We start from the raw sequence: 24711 nt of genomic DNA, 5'->3' as shown, positions 1-24711 counted from the left end.
TCCCCCTTATTCCTGAGGTGTCGTGTGAGTTCTGGTCCGCGCTGTTTTGTACTCAAGCGCTGCGTTCACAAAACCCGAGAAGAGCGGATGCCCGTCACGCGGGGTGGAGGTAAACTCCGGATGGAACTGACACGCCACGTACCAAGGGTGATCCGCAAGCTCAACCATTTCGACCAGCGACTGATCGACACTTTTACCCGAAATCACCAGGCCGGTTTTTTCCAGCTCATCAATAAACTGGTTATTGACCTCAAAGCGGTGACGGTGGCGCTCGACAATCTCATCAGAGCCGTAGGCTTCGCGTGCTTTACTGCCCGAGGTCAGGTGGCATACCTGGCCGCCCAGGCGCATGGTGCCGCCCAAATCGGACGCCGCATCACGCAGCTCGATTTTACCTTCAGCGTTCAGCCATTCAGTAATCAGGCCGACCACCGGGTGCTGAGTATCGTGGGTAAACTCGGTGGAGTTGGCATCTTTCCAACCCGCCACGTTACGCGCAAACTCAATCACCGCTACCTGCATACCTAAGCAGATGCCCAGATAAGGCACGTTATTTTCACGCGCAAACTGGGCGGTCAGAATTTTGCCTTCCACGCCGCGCTCACCAAAGCCGCCAGGTACCAGAATCGCATCTTTACCTGCCAGACGCTCAGTGCCGTGGCGCTCGATGTCTTCAGCGTCGATGTAGTCGACGTTGACCTTGATACGCCCTTGAATACCAGCGTGGATCAGCGCTTCATTAAGCGACTTGTACGCATCCAGCAGCTCCATGTACTTACCGACCATGGCGATGCTGATCGACTTCAGCGGGTTTAGCTTGGCATCCAGCACTTTTACCCACTCGGAAAGATCAGCAGGCTCGGCTTCCAGACGCAGCTTGTCGCACACGATATCGTCCAGGCCGTGCTCGTGGAGCATCAACGGAATGCGATAGATCGTATCGGCATCCTGAAGCGGAACGACCGCACGCTCTTCAACGTTGGTGAACGACGCGATTTTGCGACGCTCGCTCTCTTCCAGCTCAACTTCGCTACGGCAAATCAGAATATCCGGCTGGATACCGATGGAGCGCAGCTCTTTAACGCTGTGCTGAGTCGGTTTGGTTTTCGTCTCACCGGCTGTCTTGATATAGGGCACCAAGGTCAAATGCATAAACAGTGCGCGGTTAGCGCCCAGCTCGCTGCGAATCTGACGGATGGATTCCAAAAACGGCAGCGATTCGATATCGCCGACCGTGCCACCAATTTCCACCAGCGCCACGTCAAAGCCTTCACCGCCGGCATAAACGCGCTGCTTGATTTCATCAGTGATGTGCGGAATTACCTGCACCGTGCCGCCCAGGTAATCACCACGGCGCTCTTTGCGCAGCACGTGCTCGTAAACACGGCCAGTGGTGAAATTATTACGCTGGGTCATCTTGGTACGAATAAAGCGTTCGTAGTGGCCAAGGTCCAGATCGGTTTCGGCGCCATCCTCAGTGACGAACACCTCGCCGTGCTGGAACGGGCTCATGGTGCCCGGGTCCACGTTGATGTACGGGTCGAGCTTGAGCATGGTGACCTTAAGGCCGCGGGCCTCTAAAATCGCCGCCAGCGAGGCCGACGCGATGCCCTTGCCAAGAGAGGACACAACGCCGCCGGTCACGAAGATATATCGTGTCATGGAAAACCTGTCGAAACGTGATCAAAAGGCGTAACAGAAAGCCACACCAGGATGGGACGACAGAATAGCAGACTACGCCCCAAGGCTCAATTTGAACTGTCAATATCGGATAAGCCATAGCTTCTGTTTTGAGCACCGCCTCCAACAATCGCTGGCTGAAGCCTGCTTCCATACACCATGAGCAGGCCGTAGCAGCACGGCCTGCTCATCGCTTAAACGCCCAGGTAGTTCATGATGCCTTCTGCCGCTTGGCGCCCTTCATAGATAGCGGTCACGACCAGGTCGGAGCCGCGCACCATATCGCCACCGGCAAAGATTTTTTCATTGCTGGTTTGGAAAGCGTACTGACCGTGCTCGGGGGCTTTCACCAGGTCACGCTCATTCAGATCAATCCGCGAACCTTCAAACCAGGGCGCAGGGCTTGCCTGAAAACCAAATGCCACGACCACGGCATCGGCGACAATAGTCTCTTCAGAACCCGGCACCACCTCAGGACGGCGGCGGCCATTTTCATCAGGCTCGCCCAAGCGAGTGCGCACCACTTTGACGCCTTCGACCTTATCTTCGCCCACCACCGCCACCGGCTGGCGGTTGAACAGAAACTCGACGCCCTCTTCACGTGCGTTGGTCACCTCACGGCGTGAACCGGGCATGTTCTCTTCATCACGGCGATAAGCACAAGTAACGCTCTCAGCGCCCTGACGAATAGAGGTGCGGTTACAATCCATGGCGGTGTCACCACCGCCAAGCACCACAACGCGCTTGCCTTCCATTGAGATGTAATCGCTGGGATCTTTTTCAAACCCAAGGCAGCGGTTGACGTTGGCGATCAGAAAATCGAGCGCTTTATATACGCCGGGCAAGTCTTCCCCGGGGAAGCCGCCTTCCATGTACTTATAGGTTCCCATGCCCAGGAAAACCGCGTCGTACTCCTGAAGCAGCGTGTCGAACTCGATATCCGTGCCGATTTCAGTGTTCAGACGAAATTCAATGCCCATTTCCTCGAACACCGCCCGGCGACGCTCCATGACGTTCTTTTCAAGCTTGAACTCAGGAATGCCGAAGGTTAGCAGGCCACCGATTTCCGGGTACTTATCAAACACCACGGGTTTAACGCCGTTGCGCGCCAGAATATCAGCGCAACCAAGCCCGGCAGGGCCTGCGCCTACAATGGCGACTTTTTTATCTGTCCACACGACCTTGGACATGTCCGGGCGCCAGCCCATGGCAAACGCGGTATCGGTAATGTACTTCTCAACCGAGCCGATGGTGACCGCGCCAAAGCCGTCGTTAAGCGTACAGTCGCCTTCACACAGCCGGTCTTGCGGGCAGACGCGGCCACACACTTCCGGCAACGAGTTGGTCTTGTGCGACAGTTCCGCAGCTTCAATGATGTTGCCTTCCACCACCAGCTGCAGCCAGTTGGGAATATAGTTGTGAACCGGGCATTTCCACTCGCAGTACGGGTTGCCGCAGTGCAGACAGCGGTGCGCCTGGCTTGCCGCATCCGTGGGTTTGAACGGCTCGTAAATCTCGGCGAACTCTTTGGCACGCGTATGGGCGGCTTTTTTCTGTGGGTCCTGACGACCCACATCAACAAACTGGAAATCGTTATTTAAACGGTTAGCCATGATATTTCTCCTCGAAGCGTAGACACAGGCGGTTTATTGCGGCTGACGCCGAGATTGATCCAGCAGGCTACCCAGGCTCGCCGCTTTTGGCTTCACCAGCCAGAAGTGACGCAAGTAGTCGCTAAAGTCTTCTAAAATCGCTGCCCCACGGCTAGAACCCGTCTCCTCGACGTAGGTGCTAATCAGCTCGCGAAGGTGGCGACGATAGGCCTCCATGGCTTCGGTGCTGACGCGATGAATTTCGACCAGCTCGTGGTTGTACTTGTCCACGAAGGTGCGGTCTTCATCCAGCACGTAAGCGAACCCACCGGTCATGCCTGCGCCAAAGTTAACGCCCGTCTCACCCAGCACGCACACCAGGCCGCCGGTCATGTATTCGCAGCAGTGGTCGCCAGCGCCCTCAATCACCGCCGTGGCGCCGGAGTTACGCACTGCAAAACGCTCGCCTGCGGTGCCCGCGGCCATCAACGTGCCGCCGGTTGCGCCATACAGGCAGGTGTTACCGATAATCGCGGTTTTATAGCTTTCGAACTGGCTGACCCTGGGTGGCACGATAACGATCTTGCCGCCGTTCATGCCCTTACCCACGTAGTCGTTGGCATCGCCTTCCAGGTACAGGTTAAGGCCTCGGGCATTCCAGACGCCGAAGCTCTGACCTGCCACACCGGTAAAGCGTGCAGTAACGGGCGCGTTTTCCAGGCCCTCTTCCCCATAACGCTTGGCGATAGCGCCGGAGGTAAGTGCGCCTACGCTACGGTCGCAGTTGGTGATCGTAAAGCTGAACTCACCGCCCGACTGGCTCTCAATAGCCTCTTTAAGCGCCTCCAGCACTTCCTGATTTTTGGCACCCGGGTCGTGCGGCACGTTGCGGCTCACCGTACAGAACTGAGGCGCTTCGGCGGGTACAAAGTCATTGGCCAATAACGGCATCAGATCGAGCTTGCGCTGGCTTGCCGTGTTGCCTTCAAGCACTGCCAGCAGGTCAGTACGCCCGATCAGGTCGGTCAGTTGGCGCACGCCCAACATGGCCATCAGCTCACGCACTTCTTCAGCGATAAAGCGGAAGTAGTTTTTGACCATATCCACCGTGCCGCGGAAATGCTCGCCGCGCAGGAAGTCGTCCTGGGTAGCAACCCCGGTAGCGCAGTTGTTCAAGTGGCAAATGCGTAGGAACTTACAGCCCAGCGCCACCATCGGTGCGGTACCAAAACCAAAGCTTTCCGCCCCCAGAATGGCCGCTTTGATCACGTCCAGACCGGTTTTAAGGCCGCCGTCGGTTTGCAGGCGAATCTTGTCGCGCAGACCGTTGATACGCAGCGCCTGGTGGACCTCAGGCAGGCCCAACTCCCAAGGGGAGCCCGCATGCTTGATAGAGGTCAGCGGGCTTGCTGCGGTGCCACCATCGTAACCGGACACCGTGATCAGGTCGGCGTAAGCCTTGGCAACGCCGGTGGCGATGGTGCCGATCCCCGGCTCAGATACCAACTTGACCGATACCTGCGCGTCCGGATTGATCTGCTTAAGATCAAAGATCAACTGCGCGAGGTCTTCAATCGAGTAAATATCGTGGTGCGGCGGCGGTGAAATGAGCGTGACGCCAGGCACCGCGTGGCGCAGACGCGCAATAAGCTGGTTGACCTTACCGCCAGGTAGCTGGCCACCTTCGCCCGGCTTCGCGCCCTGGGCGACTTTAATCTGTAGCACTTCTGCATTGACCAGGTAAGCAGGCGTTACCCCAAAGCGCCCCGAGGCGATCTGCTTGATTTTAGAGCTGCGGATCGTCCCGTAACGGGCCGGGTCTTCGCCGCCCTCACCCGAGTTGGAGCGCCCGCCCGCCTCGTTCATTGCCTGGGCCAGCGCCTCGTGCGCTTCAGGAGAGAGCGCTCCCAGCGACATCCCGGCACTATCAAAGCGCGGCAGCAGCGCTTCAACCGGCTCGATCTCTTCAAGCGGCAACGGCGTCGCGGCAGGCTTTAGCGTCAGCAAATCACGAATAGTGGCGACAGGGCGCTCATTAACCAACTGAGCAAACGCCTTCCACTTAGCGTAGCTGCCCTCCTGCACGGCAGTCTGAAGCGACTTCACCACATCAGGGTTGTAGGCATGGTACTCATGACCATGCACATACTTGAACATACCGCCTTGGGAGATACCTTTACGGGGAATCCAGGCATCCTTGGCCAACAGCTCCTGCTGCATTTGCAGCTCGGTAAAACCCGCGCCCTGAATACGCGATGCCATGCCTGCAAAGCAGGTATCCATCACGTCATCAGAAAGGCCTACGGCTTCAAACAGCATGGAGCCACGATAGGAGGCCAACGTCGAGATGCCCATTTTGGAGAGAATCTTGAACAGGCCTTTTTGCAAGCCTTTGCGATAGTTCTCACGATCGTCGGCCGGGTTGCCGGTAAGCTCACCCGTACGGTGCATATCGGCCATAATCTGATAGGCAAGCCACGGATACACGGCGGTCGCACCGATACCAAACAGCACGGCCATCTGGTGGGCATCCCGGGCGTAGCCAGTCTCAACGATAATATTGGCATTGGGACGCAATGCCAGGCGGCCCAAGTGCGTATGCACCGCGCCAACGGCGAGCGGCGCCTGAATAGGAATAATACCCTTGGGTAGCTCCGCATCGGTAAGTACCAGGATTACCTTGCCCGCTTTCACCTGGGCTTCGGCCTCTTGGCAGAGCGCATTCAGCGCCTGCTTTAAGCTCTGCTGTTCCGGGTCGTAGCCCATTGACAGCGTGTGGCTTGCAAAGGCCGGGTCGTCCTGGCTAACCAGCGCGGTAAATTTACGTGGTGAAAGTACCGGTGTTGTCAGGATCAACCGATGCGCGTGCTCAGGCGTTGCCTTGAAAACGTTAAGCTCAGCACCGCAGCAGGTTTCCAGCGACATCACGATCGCTTCACGCAGCGGATCAATCGGCGGGTTGGTTACCTGAGCAAACTTCTGGCGGAAGAAGTCGGTTAACAGGCGCGGACGGCTAGAAAGCACCGCCATGGGGGTGTCATCACCCATGGAACCCACGGCTTCCTGGCCACTTTCGGCCAGCGGGCGCAGCACCTGGTCACGCTCTTCAAACGTCACCTGGAACATCTTCTGGTGCACGTTCAGCGCATCAGCACCCATGGTCTGAAAGCGTGCAAGTTCGGTGAGTGCGGATTCCAGATAGTTGGCTTCCTGCTTGAGCCAGCGCTTATAGGGATAGGCAGACTTCAGGCGATCATCAATATCCTGGGTATGCAGTACTTCGCCGGTTTGGGTATCCACCGCCAGCATTTGACCCGGGCCTACACGGCCTTTGGCGACCACGTCCTCAGGCTTGTAACCGTAAGTACCAATCTCAGATGCCAGGGTGATATAGCCGTTTTTGGTGATGACCCAACGAGCGGGACGCAAGCCGTTACGGTCCAGCATACACACGGCTTGGCGGCCATCAGTCATGACCACACCTGCCGGGCCATCCCACGGCTCCATGTGCATGGAGTTGTACTCGTAGAAGGCGCGCAGCTCAGCATCCATGGTTTCAACGTTCTGCCAGGCAGGCGGCACCATCATGCGCACCGCACGGTGCAGCTCCATCCCTCCCGTCAGAAGTACTTCCAGCATATTGTCCATGCTGGAAGAGTCGGAACCCGTGGTGTTAACGATTTCATCCAGCTGTGCGATATCGGGCAGTCGCTCGTTAACGAAGTTGGCCTTGCGTGAGTTCGCCCAACCGCGGTTAGCCTCGATCGTATTGATTTCACCGTTGTGCGCCAACAGTCGAAACGGCTGTGCCAGCGGCCAGCGCGGCGCCGTATTGGTTGAAAAGCGCTGGTGGAAAACACAGATAGCGGTTTCCAGACGCGGGTCGTTTAAGTCTTTATAAAACGCCGGAAGATCTTCCGGCATGACCAGGCCTTTATACGACACCACGTCAGAGGAGAGCGATGCGACATAAAAGTCTTCTTCGGCCCGTAAAGCCTGCTCGGTATAACGGCGCGCCATAAACAGATCAACAGTGAACTGCTCGCTCTCACCAGGCTCGATAAAGACCTGCTCGATACGCGGCAGGCAGTCAAGCGCCATGGGGCCACAAACGCTTGAATCAGTGGGCACAACGCGCCAGCCGACGACATTTAGGCCACGATCACTCAGCTCGCGCGCAAACGTCTCGCGCGCAGCCTCGGCACGGGCATCATCGTTGGGTAGAAAAACAACGCCCACGGCGAACTGATCGCCCAGCGTAATCGCCAGCGCGTCTTGTGCGGCTTCGCGCATAAAACGGGTCGGCATTTTAAGCAGCAACCCACAGCCATCACCGGTTTTACCGTCAGCGGCAATCCCGCCCCGATGCGTCATACAGGTGAGTGATTCGATAGCGGTTTTCAGCAAATCGTGACTGGCCTGCCCTTCCATATGGGCAATAAGGCCAAAGCCGCAGTTATCGCGAAACTCGCCGGGCTGGTGAAGACCTTTATTCATGGGCGTGCCTCTAGTCAAAGGTGTTTTATTAGCAGCGTTATTATGATGTAATAGACGGTTTTTCTTTTCACACACAAACCTCTACCCGCCTATAACTGGGTGTTTCCCCGATTCACTGCCGCAAGAAAATGGTCGCTCAGCATAGCGACTTGCTCCCCGCCAGCGCAATCACCGCCAACATCAAAACCCCGAAAAGTCTTTTCAAATCCTATAGTTGCAAACCACCCTTCAACGAAAAATGCATACACTTCAAACACTTAAAAAGCCATATAACGCTATTTCAACGAAGGATGCCGAGCGTTAAACTTTAGTCTAAACACCCCCAATATATCCATGCCGATAGTGCATACGGCATGCTAATAACATTATTCGGCGCGTCGCCTGGTAATATCGGGCCATAAAAAAACCCACCTTGTCGGTGGGCTTAGTGAGCACAAAATACATTTACAGGCGGGTTACAGCCGTGGGTAGTTATCCAACAATGCACGCACTAACGCCTCTGGCGTCGTGTCATCAACACATGCATCGCCGGTAGCGTTTAGCAGCACCAGCCGAAGTCTGGTATCCACGTTTTTCTTATCCAGACGCATCCGGGCTAAAAAGTCGTCACTTAGCATATCCGCTGGGGCATGAAGAGGAAGACCAGCGCTTTCAATCACCGCCTGGATACGCGTTAAATCTGCACTACTGATACGCCCCAACTGCTGAGAAAGGGCAGCCGCCATGGCCATGCCTGCACCGACTGCTTCGCCGTGCAGCCAGTTGCCATACCCTTGGTGGGCCTCAATCGCGTGACCAAAGGTATGACCAAGATTGAGCAATGCGCGCACACCCTGCTCCGTTTCGTCATCGGCCACAATGTCGGCTTTAATCTGGCAGCTGCGTGCGATGGCTTCGACAATGGCGTCGGGGCTAATATGACGCAGCGCGGCCATATTGGCCTCAAGCCAGCCAAGAAACGCTTCATCACGAATAAAGCCATACTTGATAACTTCAGCAAGCCCGGCAGAAAGCTCTCGCTCGGGCAGTGTCGCAAGCGTTGCAATGTCGATCAGTACTGCTTTCGGCTGCCAGAAGGCACCAATCATGTTTTTGCCAAGCGGGTGATTAACGCCCGTTTTCCCTCCGACAGAAGAGTCCACCTGGGAAAGCAGCGTGGTGGGCACCTGAATGAAGGCCACGCCACGCTGGTACGACGCGGCGGCATATCCAGCCATGTCACCAATTACGCCGCCGCCTAACGCAATCAGCGTACAGCGGCGGTTAAACCCTGCTTCCAACAGCGCGTCCCAAATGCGGCTAACCTGCTCAATGTTCTTGTACTGCTCCCCGTCAGGTAGAACGACGGTACGCACCTCCACATCGTCAGGAAGATTGGCGCACAGCGCCTCCAGATAAAGGGGCGCGATGGTTTCATTCGTCACCACCATCACCTGCTTACCAGCCAGATAGGGCGTTATCGCCTCTGGGTCGCTCAGCAGGCCGGCGCCAATATGGATCGGATAACTGCGATCACCCAACGCAACATGAAGTGTACGCTGAGCACTGGCGGGCTGTGTCATTGGGATACCTTTGAGTTAAGCGTGGCGCTATTTTCCAGCGGGTCGGTCAAACGCCGCACTCGGCGCAATATCTCATTGACTACGGCGCGCGGGCTACGCCTATCCGTGCGCACTGAAATATCCGAGGTGGCGCGATAAAGCGGGTCGCGGGCAGCAAACATATCGTTGAGCACCTGCTCCCGGTTTGCGCACTGAAGAAGCGGGCGATTACGGTCTTTCGCCGTGCGTTTAAGCTGCTGTTCAACCGTGGTCATCAAGTAAATCACCGTTCCGCGCTCACGCAGCATCCGGCGATTATCCTGGTGCAGCACGGCGCCGCCGCCTGTTGCCATCACCACGCAGGAGAGCCTTGTCAGCTCATCGATCATCTGCAACTCACGCTGGCGAAAACCGGGCTCACCCTCTACATCAAAGATCCACGGGATATCCGCACCGCAGCGATCCTGTATGGCGTGGTCGCTATCATAAAATGTGCGCGTAAGCTCTGCCGCCAACAAGCGACCTATTGTGCTTTTACCAGCCCCCATGGGGCCGATCAAAAAAAGGTTGGGTAAATCCTGCATCAGCGAACCGCCAAGCCATCGTCAAGTAGTCGTGGAGTAATAAAGACTAACAACTCTACCTTTTCATTGCTCTCTTCGGTATAGCGAAACAGGTGTCCGAGCAAAGGAATATCACCCAAAAGCGGTGTTTTGGTCATTTGGTTTAATTGTTCCGTGGTCAAAATGCCGCCCAATACAACCGTTTGGCCATTATCGACCAGCACCTGCGTTTCAATTTGATTGGTATCGATGGGCGGTTCTCCGCCAAATCCCGACTCCCTGAAACTATCATTTTTCACCACCAGGTCCATGATAATACGATTATCCGGCGTAATCTGCGGTGTCACTTCCAACGAAAGCTCGGCCTCTTTAAATTCAGTATCGGGGTTTCCCTGCGCATCGACACTCTGAAATGCGCGCTCCTCGCCTTGGCGAATAATTGCCGTACGCTGATTGGCCGTGATGACCCTTGGCTGCGAGATGGTTTGGCTTTTGCCTTCACTTTCCAGCGCACGAAGCTCCAGGTCCAGCAAAATGTCGCCGGACAAGTAACCAAAGCTAAATCCTGTACCTGGCCCTGAAGGCGCACCCAGGTCTACCGCTAAACCGCTGCGGGCACGGCTCAAGCCATCGGGGTTGATATTGCGCGGGCCAACATTGCCGTTATCTAACGCCTGAAAACCTCGCGTCGTCGAAGCGCCCCAGTTAACGCCTAGCGCTCGAGAGGCGGTATCCCGGGCGATAACGATGCGTGCTTCAATTTGCACCTGACGCACCGGCACATCCAAGCGCTCCAAAGTACGCTTGATAATACTTACCTGGTCCGCCGTGTCCTGAACCAATAAGGCATTGGTTCTTGGGTCGACACTGATCCTCCCTTTCTCGGTCAGAAGCCCAAAGCCATCCCCACCCTGCAGTAGTTGGGCAAGATCTTCAGCACGCGCGTACTTAACCTCGATAAATTCATCAATGGTTGGTGACAGCGCTTCATGATAGCGGTGAGCCTCCATTTCCTGGCGTTCGAGCTCAGCAAGCTCGGCGACAGGCGCCACCAGGATAACGTTGCCATGCTCACGACTTGCAAGCCCTTGGCTTTTTAACATCAGGGCAAGCGCTTGATCCCAAGGCACCTCATTAAGGTTCAGCGTGACACGTCCGGTCACATTTTCGCTGGCGATCAGGTTAAGCCCCGTAAATTCAGCAAGCGTTACCAGCACCGCACGTACCTCCATATCCTGGACGTTCAGGCTTATCCGCTCACCACTAAAACTATCTTGTAGGAGCTCATGATCGACCAAGCGTTGCTGGTCAGCAGGCTGCACTTCGATACTCAGCACACGGCCATGTTGTGAAGAGAGCATGGCATAGGGGCCGTCGATGGTAAGTGCCAAACGCGTTTCCTGCGCATCAACGTGAGGGGTGATCCGCGTCACCGGTGTCGCAAAATCGGTAACGTCATAAATCTGGCTAAGCGCATCCGGCAGCGTTACGTTAGGCAATGTGGCAATTACCTCGCCGCCCGATACATTCGAATGTCCGCTTTCCTGAACGCTTGCGACGACGCCTTCACGGTCAAACGTCACCAGCAAGCGACCTGCCTGATCAGCCCCGCGCTCAAAATCAATAGCGCTAATCTGCGGGCCCTGGAGGGCTTCAAGGGAGCCCTCTATTGGCGATTCAAGCGTTGTCGATTCACGCAAGGAAATTCGTAGCCGATCCCCCATTACCCGGGAGGTGTAATTCGACGAGTTGGCCAGGCCGATAACTAACCGCGTACGGCCACTGCCTTCCAATACCTTAATGTGCTCTACACCCGCACGCGCTACCTCAATGTGGCGATGACCCAAGCCATTTTGTGTATTGGCCAGGTCCAGCGCCAGGCGTGGCGGAGCCTCCAGGCGATAACCCTGAACGTTGGCGACGCCACCGCTGAAGTGCAGATCAATATCCACGGCGCCAGCACTTACAGGATGCACCTCAATATCGGTTAACACCGACGCCACTGCCTGCCAAGGCAGTACCACCCACACAAGCATAATGATTCGACTAACCACGGCCATGGCGTGCTCCGATAAGAAAAAAAGAGGCTTTCGGTAAGCTCACCGAGTTGCCTGGGTTGATCATGGCGGCGATGTCAGCGAAAGGAGAACCTGCTGCTCTTGCCACCCCTGCTGAGTAGTAATGCGCTCGGTAATACGGACTTTGTGCGCCTCAATATGCGTGATACGCCCGCCATTGCTGCCCGCATGGTCTCCCGTACGAGCACTGGTTACATGCCCATCTGGCGTTTCTATCAACGCGACATGGCGCTCTCCCATAACCAGCGTGCCCACCAGGCGAAGCTCCGAAATAGAGAAACGCTCAAGCGGCTCGGGGGTTCGCTGTGCGTCAGGCACCAGCGGGGCATCCTGGGTTACGTCAGCTATCTGCAAAGGCGACTGCACTGCTTGGAAAGGACTGCGCGTGTCTGAGTAGCCATACGCCTCTACGGGATATACAACCAGTGGCTCAATACGCGAAGCGGAGGGAGTGCCTGGGGTTTGGCGAATCCTTGAGAGCGTGTCATCCAGTTGATCAAGCTCAGGCCCATGACAACCAGAAAGCAAAACGACGCTGACCAGGCAGCTCATCACGCGGGCAAGCCACTTCACTGATCCTCCTCCCGCCGATTTAAGCTATTTTCGCCGCCACCCTTTTCGCCTTCAGCCTCTTCGCTTTCATCCTGGCTGACAGCATCAGCGTCGCTATAGGCCTTAGCCACAAACGACAGAGACAATCTGCTCGCAGCTTGATCAATCGGCGCAAGCGTAATGTCATGCTGCGTGACAAGGTATTCCAACTGACTAATATCAGTAATAAACTGCGCCAACTGGTGATAGTCGCCTACTACCTGAATATCAATAGGATGCTCTGACACTTGGCTAACGACAGGACGCAGATAAATATCATCGATGGTGAGCTGGTTCTCATCAGCAGCGTCTCTAATGCTATCCCGTAACGCTGGAAGCGCCGCCTGGGGTGTTAACAGGGCACGCATCCGGGCCATTTGCTCCTCCAGGCCAGCCAGCTGGGTACGCGCACCGTTCAGCAATCCGGCAGCATGAACACTGCTGCGGTAATCGCTTAACAGCCTTATCTCTTGTTGCTGTGCCTGTGCCAGCGACGCACGATGCTCACTCACCAGCCATGCGCAGGTCGCCACTAACGCCATTAGAAACACCAGCCCGCCGCTAAGTACTTTTAACAACCAGGGCCATGCGCCTGCATCACGTAGATCAAGCGTCTGCCAGTCAAGCGCACGCAAACGCTGCCACTCTTGCTGCCACACTTTTCCCCATCGCAGCAGGTATAGCGGCGCCCCTGATTTCATGGCGATACTCCAGAACCGGCCAAAGAAACGCTCGGCTGGGTGAGGGTTACTTCAAAATGGAAGGTTCTCCCACTGCCCTGCGGATCACTGACCATTTCGGAGAGTACCGGAATATCAAACCCCGGCATTTCAGCAAGACGACGTAACTGCTCGGTTATCTGACGCTCATCTTCTGCGGCCGCGGATACGCTTAGCCGATTATGGCGCTGTTCAAGGTGCTGAAAGACCACGCCCTCGCCAAGACTTGCGGCAAGGTTGTTAAACAGCTGAGCCGCCTGTGTTCGCTGTTGAAGCAGGCGCTGGAAGCGGGTTAACTGCTGGCGCAGCTGTTCTCCCTGCAGAACAGTGCGTTCAGCTTCACTAATTTCATGTGTATAACGCTCTATATGAGCAGCGATATACACATTGCGCTGCTCCTGAGCGCCCAGCATCCTCTGATAGACATGCGAAACCCCACTACCCAGCGCGATACCAGCGATCAGTAACAACAGTATGACCGTATAAAAGCGTCGCGTGTGCTGTTCTCGGCGCTCTTCCCGCCAAGCCAGCAGGTTGATCGTAATGCTCATAAAGGTGCCCGCATCGCAAGGCCGCTTGCGGTCAGCAAGCCGGGGAGATTCAGAGTAAGCGCCTGCCTATCCACGCGCTTGTTGACCGGCATCGTCTGCAGCGGATTTAGCGGCGTCACCGGTAGCTGACAAGCATCAGCCATAAAGGTCGCTAACCCCGGCAGCGCATTTATATCACCGGCTAGCACGATATGACCCACAGGCGATTGGCGGCTGGTGGCGATATAAAGCTGCAAGGCTCGCGCAATGCTTTGTGCGAATGCACCCAGAAAAGGCTTCAGGACCACGTCCTGAAAATCATCTGGCAAGCCGCCATGCTGACGAGCCCATAAGGCATCTTCTCGACTGAGCGCGTATCGCTCTTGAGTCGCGGCGGTTAACGGTTCGCTGCCCTGCAGGTTTTCGCGGACGTAAACGGTGCGTGCATTATGAAAAACGCGAAACGTACTTGTCTGCGCCCCGATATCGACCAACGCAACGCTTGCGGCAGAGTCGTACGCCGCTGATAGCTGAGGGCGCAGCGCAGCAAAGGCACGTTCAATCGCAAAGGTTTCGACATCCACCGCAACGGGTTCCAGTCCTGCGCGCACCACGGGCTCTGTCAGTTGCCAAACATCCTGTTGACGACAAGCCACCAACATTACTTGTTGTAAATGCACAGCCAAGGGAGCGGGACCCAGGCATGCAAAATCAAACGCCACTTCATTGAACGGAAAAGGCAGATGACGGTCTGATTCGATCATCAAACGCTCCTCGATTTCCTGCTCGTTCAACTCAGCAGCAAACGTGAGCATTTTAGTAATCGCCATGCTGGCAGGAAGTGCTACCACGGCATTACGCGTAGAGGGCTTGGCGTGGTCAATGGCACGTTTTAAACTATCTGTGACGTAATTAATGTCCTGAATACGCCGTTCAGCCACTGCACCGTCACGAAGTGAGCAAACCGCATGGCTTTCCACTTGGTAGGTGTCGTGACTCTTTTTAAGCTCCAACAGCTTGATGGCGGTCGATGTAATATCGATGCCGATCAATCCCTTACTGGCTTTAAACAGGCGCATTATGAGTTTATTCCTGCCATCTGATATGCCCAAGAAGTAGTGGCATAACGCGCTAGTCAGGTAACGCGCCGTTATATTTACGGCATATCAACACTGGTGGCCGCTGCCTCGCCTTCCTATAATGGCAGCCAATTGCGCGATACGGCCGCTTGGATGCCGATCCTATTCTCCTTTTCATGGGTGCCCTCTGTTCATGACGTTTTTGCGAACCCTCATTCTGTCGCTGTTCTTTCTTATCGTGTCGTTAGTCGGGGCCGCCGCGTTAGCCATGGTGGGCGCGGCTATCTATTTTTCGCCTGGCTTACCTGATGTTCGTCAGTTGCAAGACTTCGAGCTTCACTCACCTCTACGAATTTTCACCAATGACGGTAAGTTAATCGGTGAGTTTGGTGAGGAACGGCGCATCGTCGTTGATTTCGACGAAATACCTCAGAACATGGTCAACGCTCTGGTGGCCGCCGAGGACACCAATTACTTTGAGCACTCGGGGGTTGATCCTCGAGGACTCGCAAGGGCGGCCGTTGAGCTTGCCCGAAGTGGTGCCATTCAATCAGGCGGCTCCACCATCACTATGCAGGTCGCGCGTAACTATATGCTGACGCTTGACCAAACCTTTACTCGTAAGCTGCGTGAAATTCTGCTGGCTCTGCAGATGGAAAAACTGCTCAGCAAGCATGAGATATTCGAACTTTACGTTAACAAAATTTTCTTAGGAAATCGAGCATATGGCATTGCAGCCGCTGCCGATACCTATTACGACAAGCCGCTTTCCGAACTGACGCTTGCAGAAACGGCCATGATTGCCGGGTTGCCTAAAGCGCCTTCCGCGTTTAACCCGCTGGCCAACTCCGAGCGCTCACTGATTCGTCGCAACTGGATTCTGTTCCGTATGCGCGAGCTGGGTTTTATTGATGACACCACTTATCAGGCTGCCGTACAGGAGCCGGTTACTGCACGTCGTCACTTCACCCAAACCGAAGTAGATGCTTCTTACGTGGCAGAAATGGCGCGTCAATATGCGATTGAGCGCTTTGGCGATGCGGCGTACACCGGCGGCTACCGCATTTATACGACGCTGGACAGTGAGCTTCAGCCGTTTGCCCGCGAGGCCTTGGCCAATGGCCTGCTTGAGTATGATTTACGCCACGGCTGGCGGGGCGCTGAACAGCACGATATAGCTCCCAGTCTCGTTGAAGCCCAAGAGCGTACAGCAACCCAGGGGCTGGAAGAAGAGCTTGCCGAGTCGCCTGAAATTCGTCAGACAGCCCGCCAGGCCGCCGAGCGTAGCCAAACGGAAATCGCCGGCGTTGAAGGTGATGTCAGTAACTGGCTGCAGGTGCTTGAGCGCACCCCCAACTATGGTCTGCTAAAACCCGCCATCGTCGTGGAAAGCGGTGGTCGTGAAATGCAGGTACTTACCCGTGGTGGCGAGCTGAAAACCATTAACTGGGACGGCCTAAGCTGGGCACGTACCTATAACAGCCCGCGCAGTCGTGGTGCTGAGCCAAGCTCTGCCGACCAGATTGCCGTACGCGGTGACCTGGTTCGCATTCTCGAAACTCAGGATGGCACCGTACGCCTTTCTCAGCGGCCAGATGCAGAAGGCTCGCTCGTTGCTCAAGACCCACGTACCGGCGCTATTCTCGCCTTGCAGGGCGGGTTTGATTTTAACGCCAGCAAGTTTAATCGCGCGGTTCAGGCACAGCGCCAGTCGGGTTCTATTTTCAAGCCCTTCATTTACCTTGCGGCACTTGAAGATGGCGAAATGAACGCTTCCACCGTGATCAATGACGCGCCTGTTGTACTGGACGATGGCAGTAACTCGCTCTGGCGCCCTGTTAACTCCAGCCGCGACTTCGCAGGACCAATGCGCTTACGCCCGGCGCTTGCTCGTTCGCGCAACCTGGTCACTATTCGCGTTCTACAGGCGATGGGGCTTGATCATACGATCAACTATCTGGAAGGTTTTGGCTTCGCGCCAGGCCGCCTGCCTCATGGCCTCTCTTTGGCCTTGGGCAGCGCAAGCCTAACGCCCATGGAAATGACCAACGCCTACTCCGTGATTGCCAATGGCGGCTTTCAAGTGGCGCCGTGGTTTATTGAACGTGTAACTCGCAATGATGATCATGAGCTCATTGATGAAGCGACACCCCAGGTGGCTTGCCCCAGCTGTGCAGAGGGTCAGGAAACCGTTGAGATTGATGGCCGTGAATACCCGGTTGCCAAACGCGTTGCCAACGCAGCGGCCACCTACATTCTGCGCGATATGCTGCGTGATGTTATTACCTCGGGTACTGGCCGTGGGGCACTGAGCCTTAACCGTGAAGATATCGTCGGTAAAACCGGCACCACCAACAGCCAGCGTGACGCATGGTTTGCAGGCTTTAACACCGACCTGGTGACAACCGTTTGGGTGGGCAAAGACAGCAACGAAACCATTGCCGAGTATGGCGCCAACGCTGCACTGCCTATTTGGAACGCCTTTATGGGCAAGGCGCTTGAAGGCACACCCTCTGCCGTGCCTGAGCGTCCTGATACGGTGGTGACTGCGCGGGTAGACCCTAACTCAGGCCGACGCTTACATGACAATCAGCCGGGAGGCATCAGCGAGTTCTTCCACCGCGACCACTTGCCCGCCTACCAGCCGCGCGGGATTAGCCGCGAGCTGGAAGAGGCCAGCGGCTCACAAGGCTCGGGCACAGCGGAATCCATCTTCTAAGTAAGCCTGAAGCCAGTAACCGCTAACTCAAGAAACGCAAAAGCCCGGAAACCTAATGGTCTCCGGGCTTTTTTACATCCAGCTTTCGCCATCGTTTTAAGCGCTATGCAACACTCGGCGCTTCATGCTTACTGGCTCGCCAGTTTGTGCCAATCGCAACGATCATGACGGCAACACCGGCAATCTCGGTGATCAAGCTGGGGTAGAAAACCCCCACAATAGCGGCGCCAATGGCAAGACGCGGCACCCAGCCCATACGGGTAAACAAGTACCCTTCAAGGGCGGCGGCAAAGGCGCACAACGCAAAAATCGCAATGACGGCATTCCAGACCACCACCGGCACCGGGCCGCCGACAATAATCTCCGGATTGAACACCATAAACAGCGGAATGAGATAAAGCCCCTTGGCAAACTTCCACGCCTGAAAGCCGGTTTCCATCGGTTTACTGCCCGCGATTGCAGCCCCGGCAAACCCTGCCAAGGCGATGGGCGGCGTCACGTTAGAGTCCTGGGAGTACCAGAATACTACCAGGTGAGCCACCAGTAGCGGCACGCCAAACTCCGCCGTAAGCGCCGGGCCCACCAGAACAATCAGCACGATATAGCTTGCAGTGACCGGCAGGCCCATACCCAGAATCAGACTTGCCAACAACACCATGACCAAGGCAAGCACCAGATTGCCGCCCGAGAAAGCGAGCATCATGGAGGAGAACTTAAGCCCAAGGCCGGTTAATCCAACCACACCCACGATAATGCCTGCCACCGCACACGCCATGGAAACCGCCACGGCATTGCGTGCGCCCAGCTCAAGGCCCTGCACCAGTTTCACCAGACCGATCCAAGCCACCTCTTGGGTCCGCCTGACTGTCACTGGCTGACCCTGGCCAGGCGCGACAAAGAAGTACCATAACGCGTAACGTAAAACCGCCACGGCAATCATGGTAATCACCGCGTAGTAGCCGACCCGCATAGGCGAAAGATTCATTACCAGAAGCCACACCAGCACGGCCAGCGGCAGCAGAAAATGCCAGCCATCCTTCATGACCTGGCGCATTTTCGGCAGCTCGCTTCTCGGCATGCCCTGCATTCCCTGTTTAAGGGCAATAATATGTACAAACAGATACACCGTCGCGAAGTACATGATCGCCGGTAAAATACTGACTTTGACAATATCCAGGTACGGCGTATTGGTGTACTCGGCTATCAAAAAGGCGCCTGCGCCCATCAGCGGCGGCATAATTTGCCCACCGGTGGAGGCAGCGGCTTCAATTCCTCCCGCCTGCCTGGGCTGATAGCCCAGTTTTTTCATCAGCGGGATAGTAAACGCGCCCGTGGTGACCACGTTGGCAATCGCGCTACCCGAGATAGACCCCATGCCCGCCGACGCCAGCACAGCCGCCTTCGCCGGACCACCGCGCTGGCGGCCCGTTGCAGCGTAGGCCATATCGATAAAGAATTTTCCCGCCCCGGTGCTCTCTAAAAACGCCCCAAACAGCACAAAGATAAAGATGTAGGTCGCGGCAACCCCTAACGGCAAACCAAAGATACCTTCCTGGCCCAAGTACAGCTGGCCTGCTACTCGGTCCAGAGAATAGCCACGATGATTTAAAATACCGGGCAGCCACTCGCCAAGCCAAGGCAGCTCACCGCGTGGCCCGGCAAAGGCGTATATGATGGCCAGCACGCCAATAATCGTCATCCCGAAGCCCACGGCACGGCGGCTGGCTTCCAGTACCGTGACCGTTGCAATGCAGGCCACCAGAATATCGGTTTCACTCCAGAAACCCGCACGATTGATAATCTCGTCTAAAAACAGCACAAGATAGCCGCCGGTAATCAGCGCGCCCGCTAAAAAGACAAGATCAATTCCCCAGCCAAGTACACCTCGCTTACGGTTCGGCCCAAAAACCGGGAACATTAAAAACGCTAACAGCATAATCAGCGCCAAGTGGATACCGCGCTGGTAAAACAGCCCCAACGGCTGAATACCGGCGGAGTAGAGCTGAAACAGGGAAAGCCCGACAGCCACAATGGTGATACACCGCAGCACCAGGCGGGGTTGAATCGCATTACCGCCCGGCATTAATACCGGCGGTGGAGTGGATTCGTTCATGAAGTCCTCGGAAGTGTTGTCTCGCTTGTTTCTTTTAGAAGCGCTCTGGCTCACCCAGTTGGATGATGACTCGCTGCCCTGCCGCTTGCTCGCTCAGGCTAATGTCAGGGTGCTCGCCATCGGGCCATACCACTTGATGGTTGACCGCATTAGCACCGACTCGAAGTACATACCGGTTATTGATGACAGGCTCATTAATCGCATTGATCCAATAACCGCCCTGGCCATCAGACACTTGCTCACCTCGGCCAACAATATGCCCAAGTCCTGCGGCAAAGTCGGGCTGGTGGCTGCGCTCAAGCTGCATGACACCGCTGGCGTTGCGATAGCAATCCAGCACCGTGAAGTGTTCGACCGAATGCTGCCACTGAATGCACCAGCGCACGCCTTCAGGAGCGGCCGCCTCCAACAGCGTTTCGCCATCTTCAGTGGTAACCGTAAGGTACGCAGACGCCGAGGCGGGGGAAGCCCCAGCCTCGGCAAACGGTAAGCAGACCAACAGGAGCGCCATCAGTTTTTGTTGCCACTGCATGACGAATGCTCCGTTAGATGAAGGCGTCGTTACGGACGCAAACGGTCCGGAATTTCGACATCCATTTCCTCAAAGTAGCGAATTGCGCCCGGGTGCAGCGGCACCGGCGTTGAATTCATGGTGAACTCAATCGTGGTGTCGTTGGCGGCGGGGTGGACGGCAATCAGCTCATCGGTGTGCTCAAACAGCAGTTGGGTCAGTTGGTAGGCAAGCTCTTCATCCATCTCGGCGTTAACCACCAGGACATTGGGGATGCCGATGGTTTGAACGGCTTCGTCCATGCCGTCGTACATGCCAGCGGCAAGCTCATAGGGAGCAAACACCGCTTCCTCTTCCTGCGCGTTGGCAATTTCTTCATCGGACAGGCTGATCAAGCGAATGTCGCGCGTGGCGGCCAGGTTAAGAATGGAGCTGGTGGGCGGGCCAACACTCCAGAAACCAGCATCAATATCGCCATCGCGGATGGCATCGGCCGTTTCGTTGAAATTGAGCCGCTGGGGAGTAAAGTCTTCGTAGCTAATGCCGTTGGATTCCAGTACGGCGCGGGCGTTAAGCTCGGTGCCGCTACCCGGTGCGCCAACCGAAACTCGCTTGCCCGCCAGGTCATTGATGCTTTGAATATCGGATTCGGCAAGCGTCACCAACTGCACCGCATTGGGGTAGAGGGATGCCAGCGCCCGAGTGTTTTCCACCTGACGCCCTTCAAAATCGTCGGTGCCGGTATAGGCTTGGTACACCGTGTCGGCCAGTGCGGTGGCAAGATCGGCGTCGCCGCGCATGATGAGCCCCATATTTTCAACCGAGGCGCCGGTCACTTCCGCCGTCGCTTGAGCACCTTCAATATGGTTATTGATCATTTCAGCCAGGCCGCCGCCAATAGGGTAGTAAACGCCCCCGGTACCGCCAGTGGCGATAGAAAGCTGTTGGGCGCTGGCGGGCAGTGCTATGGCGAGCAGGGATGCTGCGGCTGCATATTTTAGTGTTTGCATGCGAGTTGCCTCCGTCCGGCTTGGACTTATAAGTATGCGTGACGATCAGAATATTTATTGTGCTTGCCGCTGCATTCGCAGCGGCGGCCACGTGACGTTAGCACGGCTGTTGCGTTGATGTTAATGGGACAATAGTGCCACGACCTGCTGAGTAATATGCGCCCCAATAGGAAGCGCTGACGTTGCCGCTGGCGAAGGAGCATTGCCTACGTTCACCGTCCGCCGTGTATTGACGAATAAAAAGTCATCGACCAACTTACCGTCACGGGATACGGCCTGGGCGCGAACGCCTGCGGGGTAAGGTTGAAGGTCATCAATAGTGATATCAGGGCAATATTTGCGGACCAGCTCCAGGTAGCCACGCTTATAGAACGAGTTTTTCATCTCCCCGATTCCTGGCTTAAGGTGCTTGCCCAATACCTTTAAAATACCGGGATGGGACAACATCTGAGCTATATCGCGTAGCGACATATCCTGTTTTCGATAGCCTTCACGCTTTAACGCTAGTACCGCGTTGGGGCCAACCGTTACCCGGCCATCGATCATTCGGGTTAAATGCACGCCCAAAAACGGCATGCCCGGGTCTGGAATAGGGTAAATCAAGTGGTTAACGATATGATTATGCTGCTCGGGCAGTAAATAGTACTCCCCCCGGAACGGGCAGATGGTAAAGCCTGGTTTCTGACCCAGCATGCGGATCACCCGGTCAGCCATTAACCCGGCACAGGTCACCAGGTAGCGGCTGCTCAACGTATCGTTGGAGGTGGAGACCACCACCTCGGCACGGCGCTCTTCCAACCCTTTCACCTCAACGCCATAGCGAATTTTCCCGCCAAGGCGCTCAAATTCAGCGGCCATGGCGCGAGTCACCTGGGCATAGTCGACAATGCCGCTTGAAGGGACGTAAATAGCGGCCTCGCCACGGATATTCGGCTCACGCTCTTTAAGCGCCTCCGCGCTAAGCCACTCACGCTCCAGACCATTGGCCGCAGTACGTTCCCAAAGCGCTTGCATGCGCTGGATTTCAAGGGCATCGGTGGCTACCAGCAGCTTGCCGCAAATGACGTAATCGACCCCATGCTGATCACAAAACGCCCGCGTTGCTCGGTTGCCCTCAAGACAAAACCGCGCCTTCAAACTGCCCGGTGTGTAGTACACCCCGGCATGAATAACACCGCTGTTATGGCCGGATTGGTGCTGAGCGGGGCCGTGCTCTTTTTCAAGCACCAGCAGACGCTTATCAGGGTAGGTCTGCTGCAGTTGCATTGCGGTAGACATCCCAAGGATTCCGCCGCCAATAATGATGAAATCCCACATCAATCACGCCTCTTATGCCAAAGTGTTAATTTTTAGTAATAATAGCCGCTATTCTTATATCTTCGCCGGTTTGCCACCCTTTCACCAGCGAGCCGACGTTATAGCAATGGAGATTGCCATGGAGCCAGATGCGCCACGTCAAAATTTAGCGATTAACGCTTACCGCACGCTCAAGCACGACATTATCCGAGGCCGCTATGCGCCTGAAGAGAAGCTCCTTATGAGCCGCTTAAAGGAGCATTACGGCGTTAGCACCGGGCCGCTACGGGAGGCGCTTTCGCAACTGGTAGCCGACCGCCTGGTCGTGGCTATTAGCCAGCGGGGATACCGCGTAGCGCCCATGTCACTTGCTGAGCTTAATGATATTTATGACGCACGTGCCCAGCTGGAAGGGCTTATTTTGCGCCTGGCCATCGAGCGGGGCGACGATGAGTGGGAAGCCTCGGTGGTAGCCACGGCACACCGGCTTTCCAGGGTAACCGATATCAGCTCGCCCGATGAACTACTTGATGGCTGGGATACACGTCACAAGGAGTTCCATACCGCGATTGCCAGCGGCTGCAACTCCCCTCACCTGCTGCAAATGCGCCACACTCTGTTTGATCAGGTGGAACGTTACCGCCACTTGTGGCTACAGGAAACCGTTATGTCACCCACCGCACTAGCGCAAAAGCGCCAAGAGCACGCTGCCCTTGTTGAGGTTATTTTGGCCCGCAATGCTGAGCAGGCTGACACGTTAATGCGCGACCACTTGATGACGCCAGTCCCCATCATTACGCAAGTGCTTAAGGCTCGCGGCATCCAATAAATTCTTCATTTCAAAAAAATGTAGATATTTTTAAATAACGGCGATAAATTGGAATAGCTTTCAAAGTAGATCGCTGGATCGGCGTGGGCGCCTGGATGTGTCGACGCGAACCTGCTTCCCTCAAGAATCCTCAGGAGACTACGTAATGACACATTTCAATTGGGACGACCCGCTATTGCTGGAGCACCAGCTCACCGAGGAAGAGCGCCAGATTCGTGATGCCGCCCACGACTACTGCCAAAACAACCTACAGCCCCGTGTATTAAGTGCATTTCGTGAAGAGCGCTTTGACCGCGAGATCATGACGGAGATGGGAGAACTGGGCCTGCTGGGCGCGACCGTTTCCCCGGAGTACGGCGGCGCAGGCGTTAACCACGTTGCGTACGGCTTGATAGCCCGAGAAGTGGAGCGTGTCGATTCCGGCTACCGTTCGGCCATGAGCGTACAGTCGTCGCTGGTGATGTATCCCATTGAAGCGTATGGCTCAAAAGAGCAAAAACAAAAGTACCTGCCCAGGCTTGCCAGCGGTGAAATGGTCGGCTGTTTTGGCCTTACCGAACCCGACCACGGCTCTGATCCAGGCGGGATGATTACCCGCGCGGAAAAAGTCGACGGCGGCTATCGGTTAACCGGCGCCAAAATGTGGATTACCAACAGCCCGATTGCCGATATTGCCGTGGTATGGGCCAAGTCGGCGGCCCACGACAACCAGATCAAGGGCTTTATCGTTGAACGTGGCACAGAAGGCTTCTCCACCCCCAAAATTGAAGGCAAGGTGTCACTTCGCGCCTCGATTACCGGTGAAATCGTACTGGATGGCGCCTTTGTCCCTGAAGAGAACCTGCTGCCTAACGTCAGCGGCCTTAAAGGGCCTTTTGGCTGTTTGAACAAAGCGCGTTATGGCATTGCATGGGGTGTAATGGGCACCGCTGAATTCTGCTGGCATGCCGCCCGCCAGTACACCCTGGACCGCAAGCAGTTTAATCGCCCGCTGGCGGCTAACCAGTTGATCCAGAAAAAGCTGGCCGATATGCAAACGGAAATCACTCTGGGCCTTCAGTCCGCGCTTCAGGTGGGTCGCCTGATGGATAGCGGCAACTGGGCGCCGGAAATGATTTCGCTGATCAAACGCAACAACTGCGGCAAGGCGCTGGATATTGCGCGCATGTCGCGAGATATGCACGGCGGTAACGGCGTTTCCGACGAGTATGGGGTAATTCGCCATATGGTGAACCTGGAGTCGGTGAATACCTATGAAGGTACCCACGATGTTCACGCATTGATTCTTGGCCGCTCTCAAACCGGCATTCAGGCATTTTTCTAAGCTGCCGCGCACAAACCACAACAGGCCACAGGAATCATC

At 55.8% G+C, this 24711-nt stretch carries 17 protein-coding genes; 3 read left to right on the top strand and 14 right to left on the bottom strand.

The annotated features are described in order from the left end of the window. Positions 1-6: 6 nt before the first annotated feature. The 10 genes from ACT3T6_RS03150 to pilM all read right to left on the bottom strand — a co-directional run bounded on the left by ACT3T6_RS03150 (position 7) and on the right by pilM (position 14870). Entirely contained in the window at positions 7-1662 is a 1656-nt protein-coding gene (locus tag ACT3T6_RS03150; protein WP_193055332.1) for a CTP synthase, read from the bottom strand. 212 nt (positions 1663-1874) lie between these two features. Continuing rightward, on the bottom strand, positions 1875-3293 hold the full coding sequence (locus ACT3T6_RS03145) for an FAD-dependent oxidoreductase (RefSeq protein ID WP_172118670.1): 1419 nt from the start codon (positions 3291-3293) through the stop codon (positions 1875-1877). Between the two features lie 33 nt (positions 3294-3326). Continuing rightward, positions 3327-7769 (bottom strand): glutamate synthase large subunit, encoded by a 4443-nt coding sequence (gene gltB / locus ACT3T6_RS03140; RefSeq protein ID WP_193055331.1) that lies wholly within the window; start codon positions 7767-7769, stop codon positions 3327-3329. A gap of 455 nt (positions 7770-8224) precedes the next feature. Next, a complete protein-coding gene (aroB, locus tag ACT3T6_RS03135; RefSeq protein WP_193055330.1) occupies positions 8225-9331 on the bottom strand; it encodes a 3-dehydroquinate synthase in 1107 nt (368 codons plus the stop codon). After that, positions 9328-9894, bottom strand: a complete 567-nt coding sequence (aroK, locus tag ACT3T6_RS03130) for a shikimate kinase AroK (protein ID WP_192526567.1) — start codon at positions 9892-9894, stop codon at positions 9328-9330. The genes aroB and aroK overlap by 4 nt, the downstream gene beginning before the upstream one ends. Then, on the bottom strand, positions 9894-11933 hold the full coding sequence (gene pilQ, locus ACT3T6_RS03125; protein WP_193055329.1) for a type IV pilus secretin PilQ: 2040 nt from the start codon (positions 11931-11933) through the stop codon (positions 9894-9896). The genes aroK and pilQ overlap by 1 nt, the downstream gene beginning before the upstream one ends. Positions 11934-11993: 60 nt before the next feature. Further along, entirely contained in the window at positions 11994-12524 is a 531-nt protein-coding gene (locus tag ACT3T6_RS03120; protein ID WP_287078461.1) for a pilus assembly protein PilP, read from the bottom strand. After that, positions 12521-13243 (bottom strand): type 4a pilus biogenesis protein PilO, encoded by a 723-nt coding sequence (locus tag ACT3T6_RS03115; protein ID WP_193055328.1) that lies wholly within the window; start codon positions 13241-13243, stop codon positions 12521-12523. Before ACT3T6_RS03115 ends, ACT3T6_RS03120 begins: the two co-directional genes overlap by 4 nt. Further along, positions 13240-13812: a PilN domain-containing protein gene (locus tag ACT3T6_RS03110; protein ID WP_193055327.1), complete on the bottom strand. Its 573-nt coding sequence runs from the start codon at positions 13810-13812 to the stop codon at positions 13240-13242. Before ACT3T6_RS03110 ends, ACT3T6_RS03115 begins: the two co-directional genes overlap by 4 nt. Next, positions 13809-14870 (bottom strand): type IV pilus assembly protein PilM, encoded by a 1062-nt coding sequence (gene pilM, locus ACT3T6_RS03105; RefSeq protein WP_193055326.1) that lies wholly within the window; start codon positions 14868-14870, stop codon positions 13809-13811. Before pilM ends, ACT3T6_RS03110 begins: the two co-directional genes overlap by 4 nt. A gap of 193 nt (positions 14871-15063) precedes the next feature. On the opposite strand from pilM, the gene ACT3T6_RS03100 reads away from it, so the two are divergent. After that, complete coding sequence (locus ACT3T6_RS03100; RefSeq protein WP_193055325.1) at positions 15064-17589, top strand: penicillin-binding protein 1A; 2526 nt, start codon at positions 15064-15066, stop codon at positions 17587-17589. Positions 17590-17692: 103 nt separating this feature from the next. Here ACT3T6_RS03100 and ACT3T6_RS03095 read toward each other — a convergent pair whose 3' ends face one another. The 4 genes from ACT3T6_RS03095 to lhgO all read right to left on the bottom strand — a co-directional run bounded on the left by ACT3T6_RS03095 (position 17693) and on the right by lhgO (position 22540). Beyond that, on the bottom strand, positions 17693-19702 hold the full coding sequence (locus tag ACT3T6_RS03095; protein WP_193055324.1) for a TRAP transporter permease: 2010 nt from the start codon (positions 19700-19702) through the stop codon (positions 17693-17695). Between the two features lie 34 nt (positions 19703-19736). Then, positions 19737-20234, bottom strand: coding sequence for a DUF1850 domain-containing protein (locus ACT3T6_RS03090; RefSeq protein ID WP_192526560.1), 498 nt, complete (start codon positions 20232-20234; stop codon positions 19737-19739). A gap of 29 nt (positions 20235-20263) precedes the next feature. Further along, entirely contained in the window at positions 20264-21223 is a 960-nt protein-coding gene (locus ACT3T6_RS03085; protein ID WP_193055323.1) for a TAXI family TRAP transporter solute-binding subunit, read from the bottom strand. A 120-nt stretch (positions 21224-21343) separates the two neighbouring features. Next, positions 21344-22540, bottom strand: coding sequence for an L-2-hydroxyglutarate oxidase (gene lhgO / locus ACT3T6_RS03080; RefSeq protein WP_193055322.1), 1197 nt, complete (start codon positions 22538-22540; stop codon positions 21344-21346). 118 nt (positions 22541-22658) lie between these two features. On the opposite strand from lhgO, the gene csiR reads away from it, so the two are divergent. Next, complete coding sequence (gene csiR, locus ACT3T6_RS03075; protein ID WP_193055321.1) at positions 22659-23348, top strand: DNA-binding transcriptional regulator CsiR; 690 nt, start codon at positions 22659-22661, stop codon at positions 23346-23348. Between the two features lie 145 nt (positions 23349-23493). Continuing rightward, on the top strand, positions 23494-24672 hold the full coding sequence (locus ACT3T6_RS03070) for an acyl-CoA dehydrogenase (protein WP_193055320.1): 1179 nt from the start codon (positions 23494-23496) through the stop codon (positions 24670-24672). Positions 24673-24711 lie beyond the last annotated feature (39 nt).

It is taken from the genome of Halomonas sp. 72, from assembly GCF_052379785.1.
Taxonomy (GTDB): domain Bacteria; phylum Pseudomonadota; class Gammaproteobacteria; order Pseudomonadales; family Halomonadaceae; genus Vreelandella; species Vreelandella citrativorans.
This window is presented reverse-complemented; position numbering and strand designations above follow the sequence as displayed.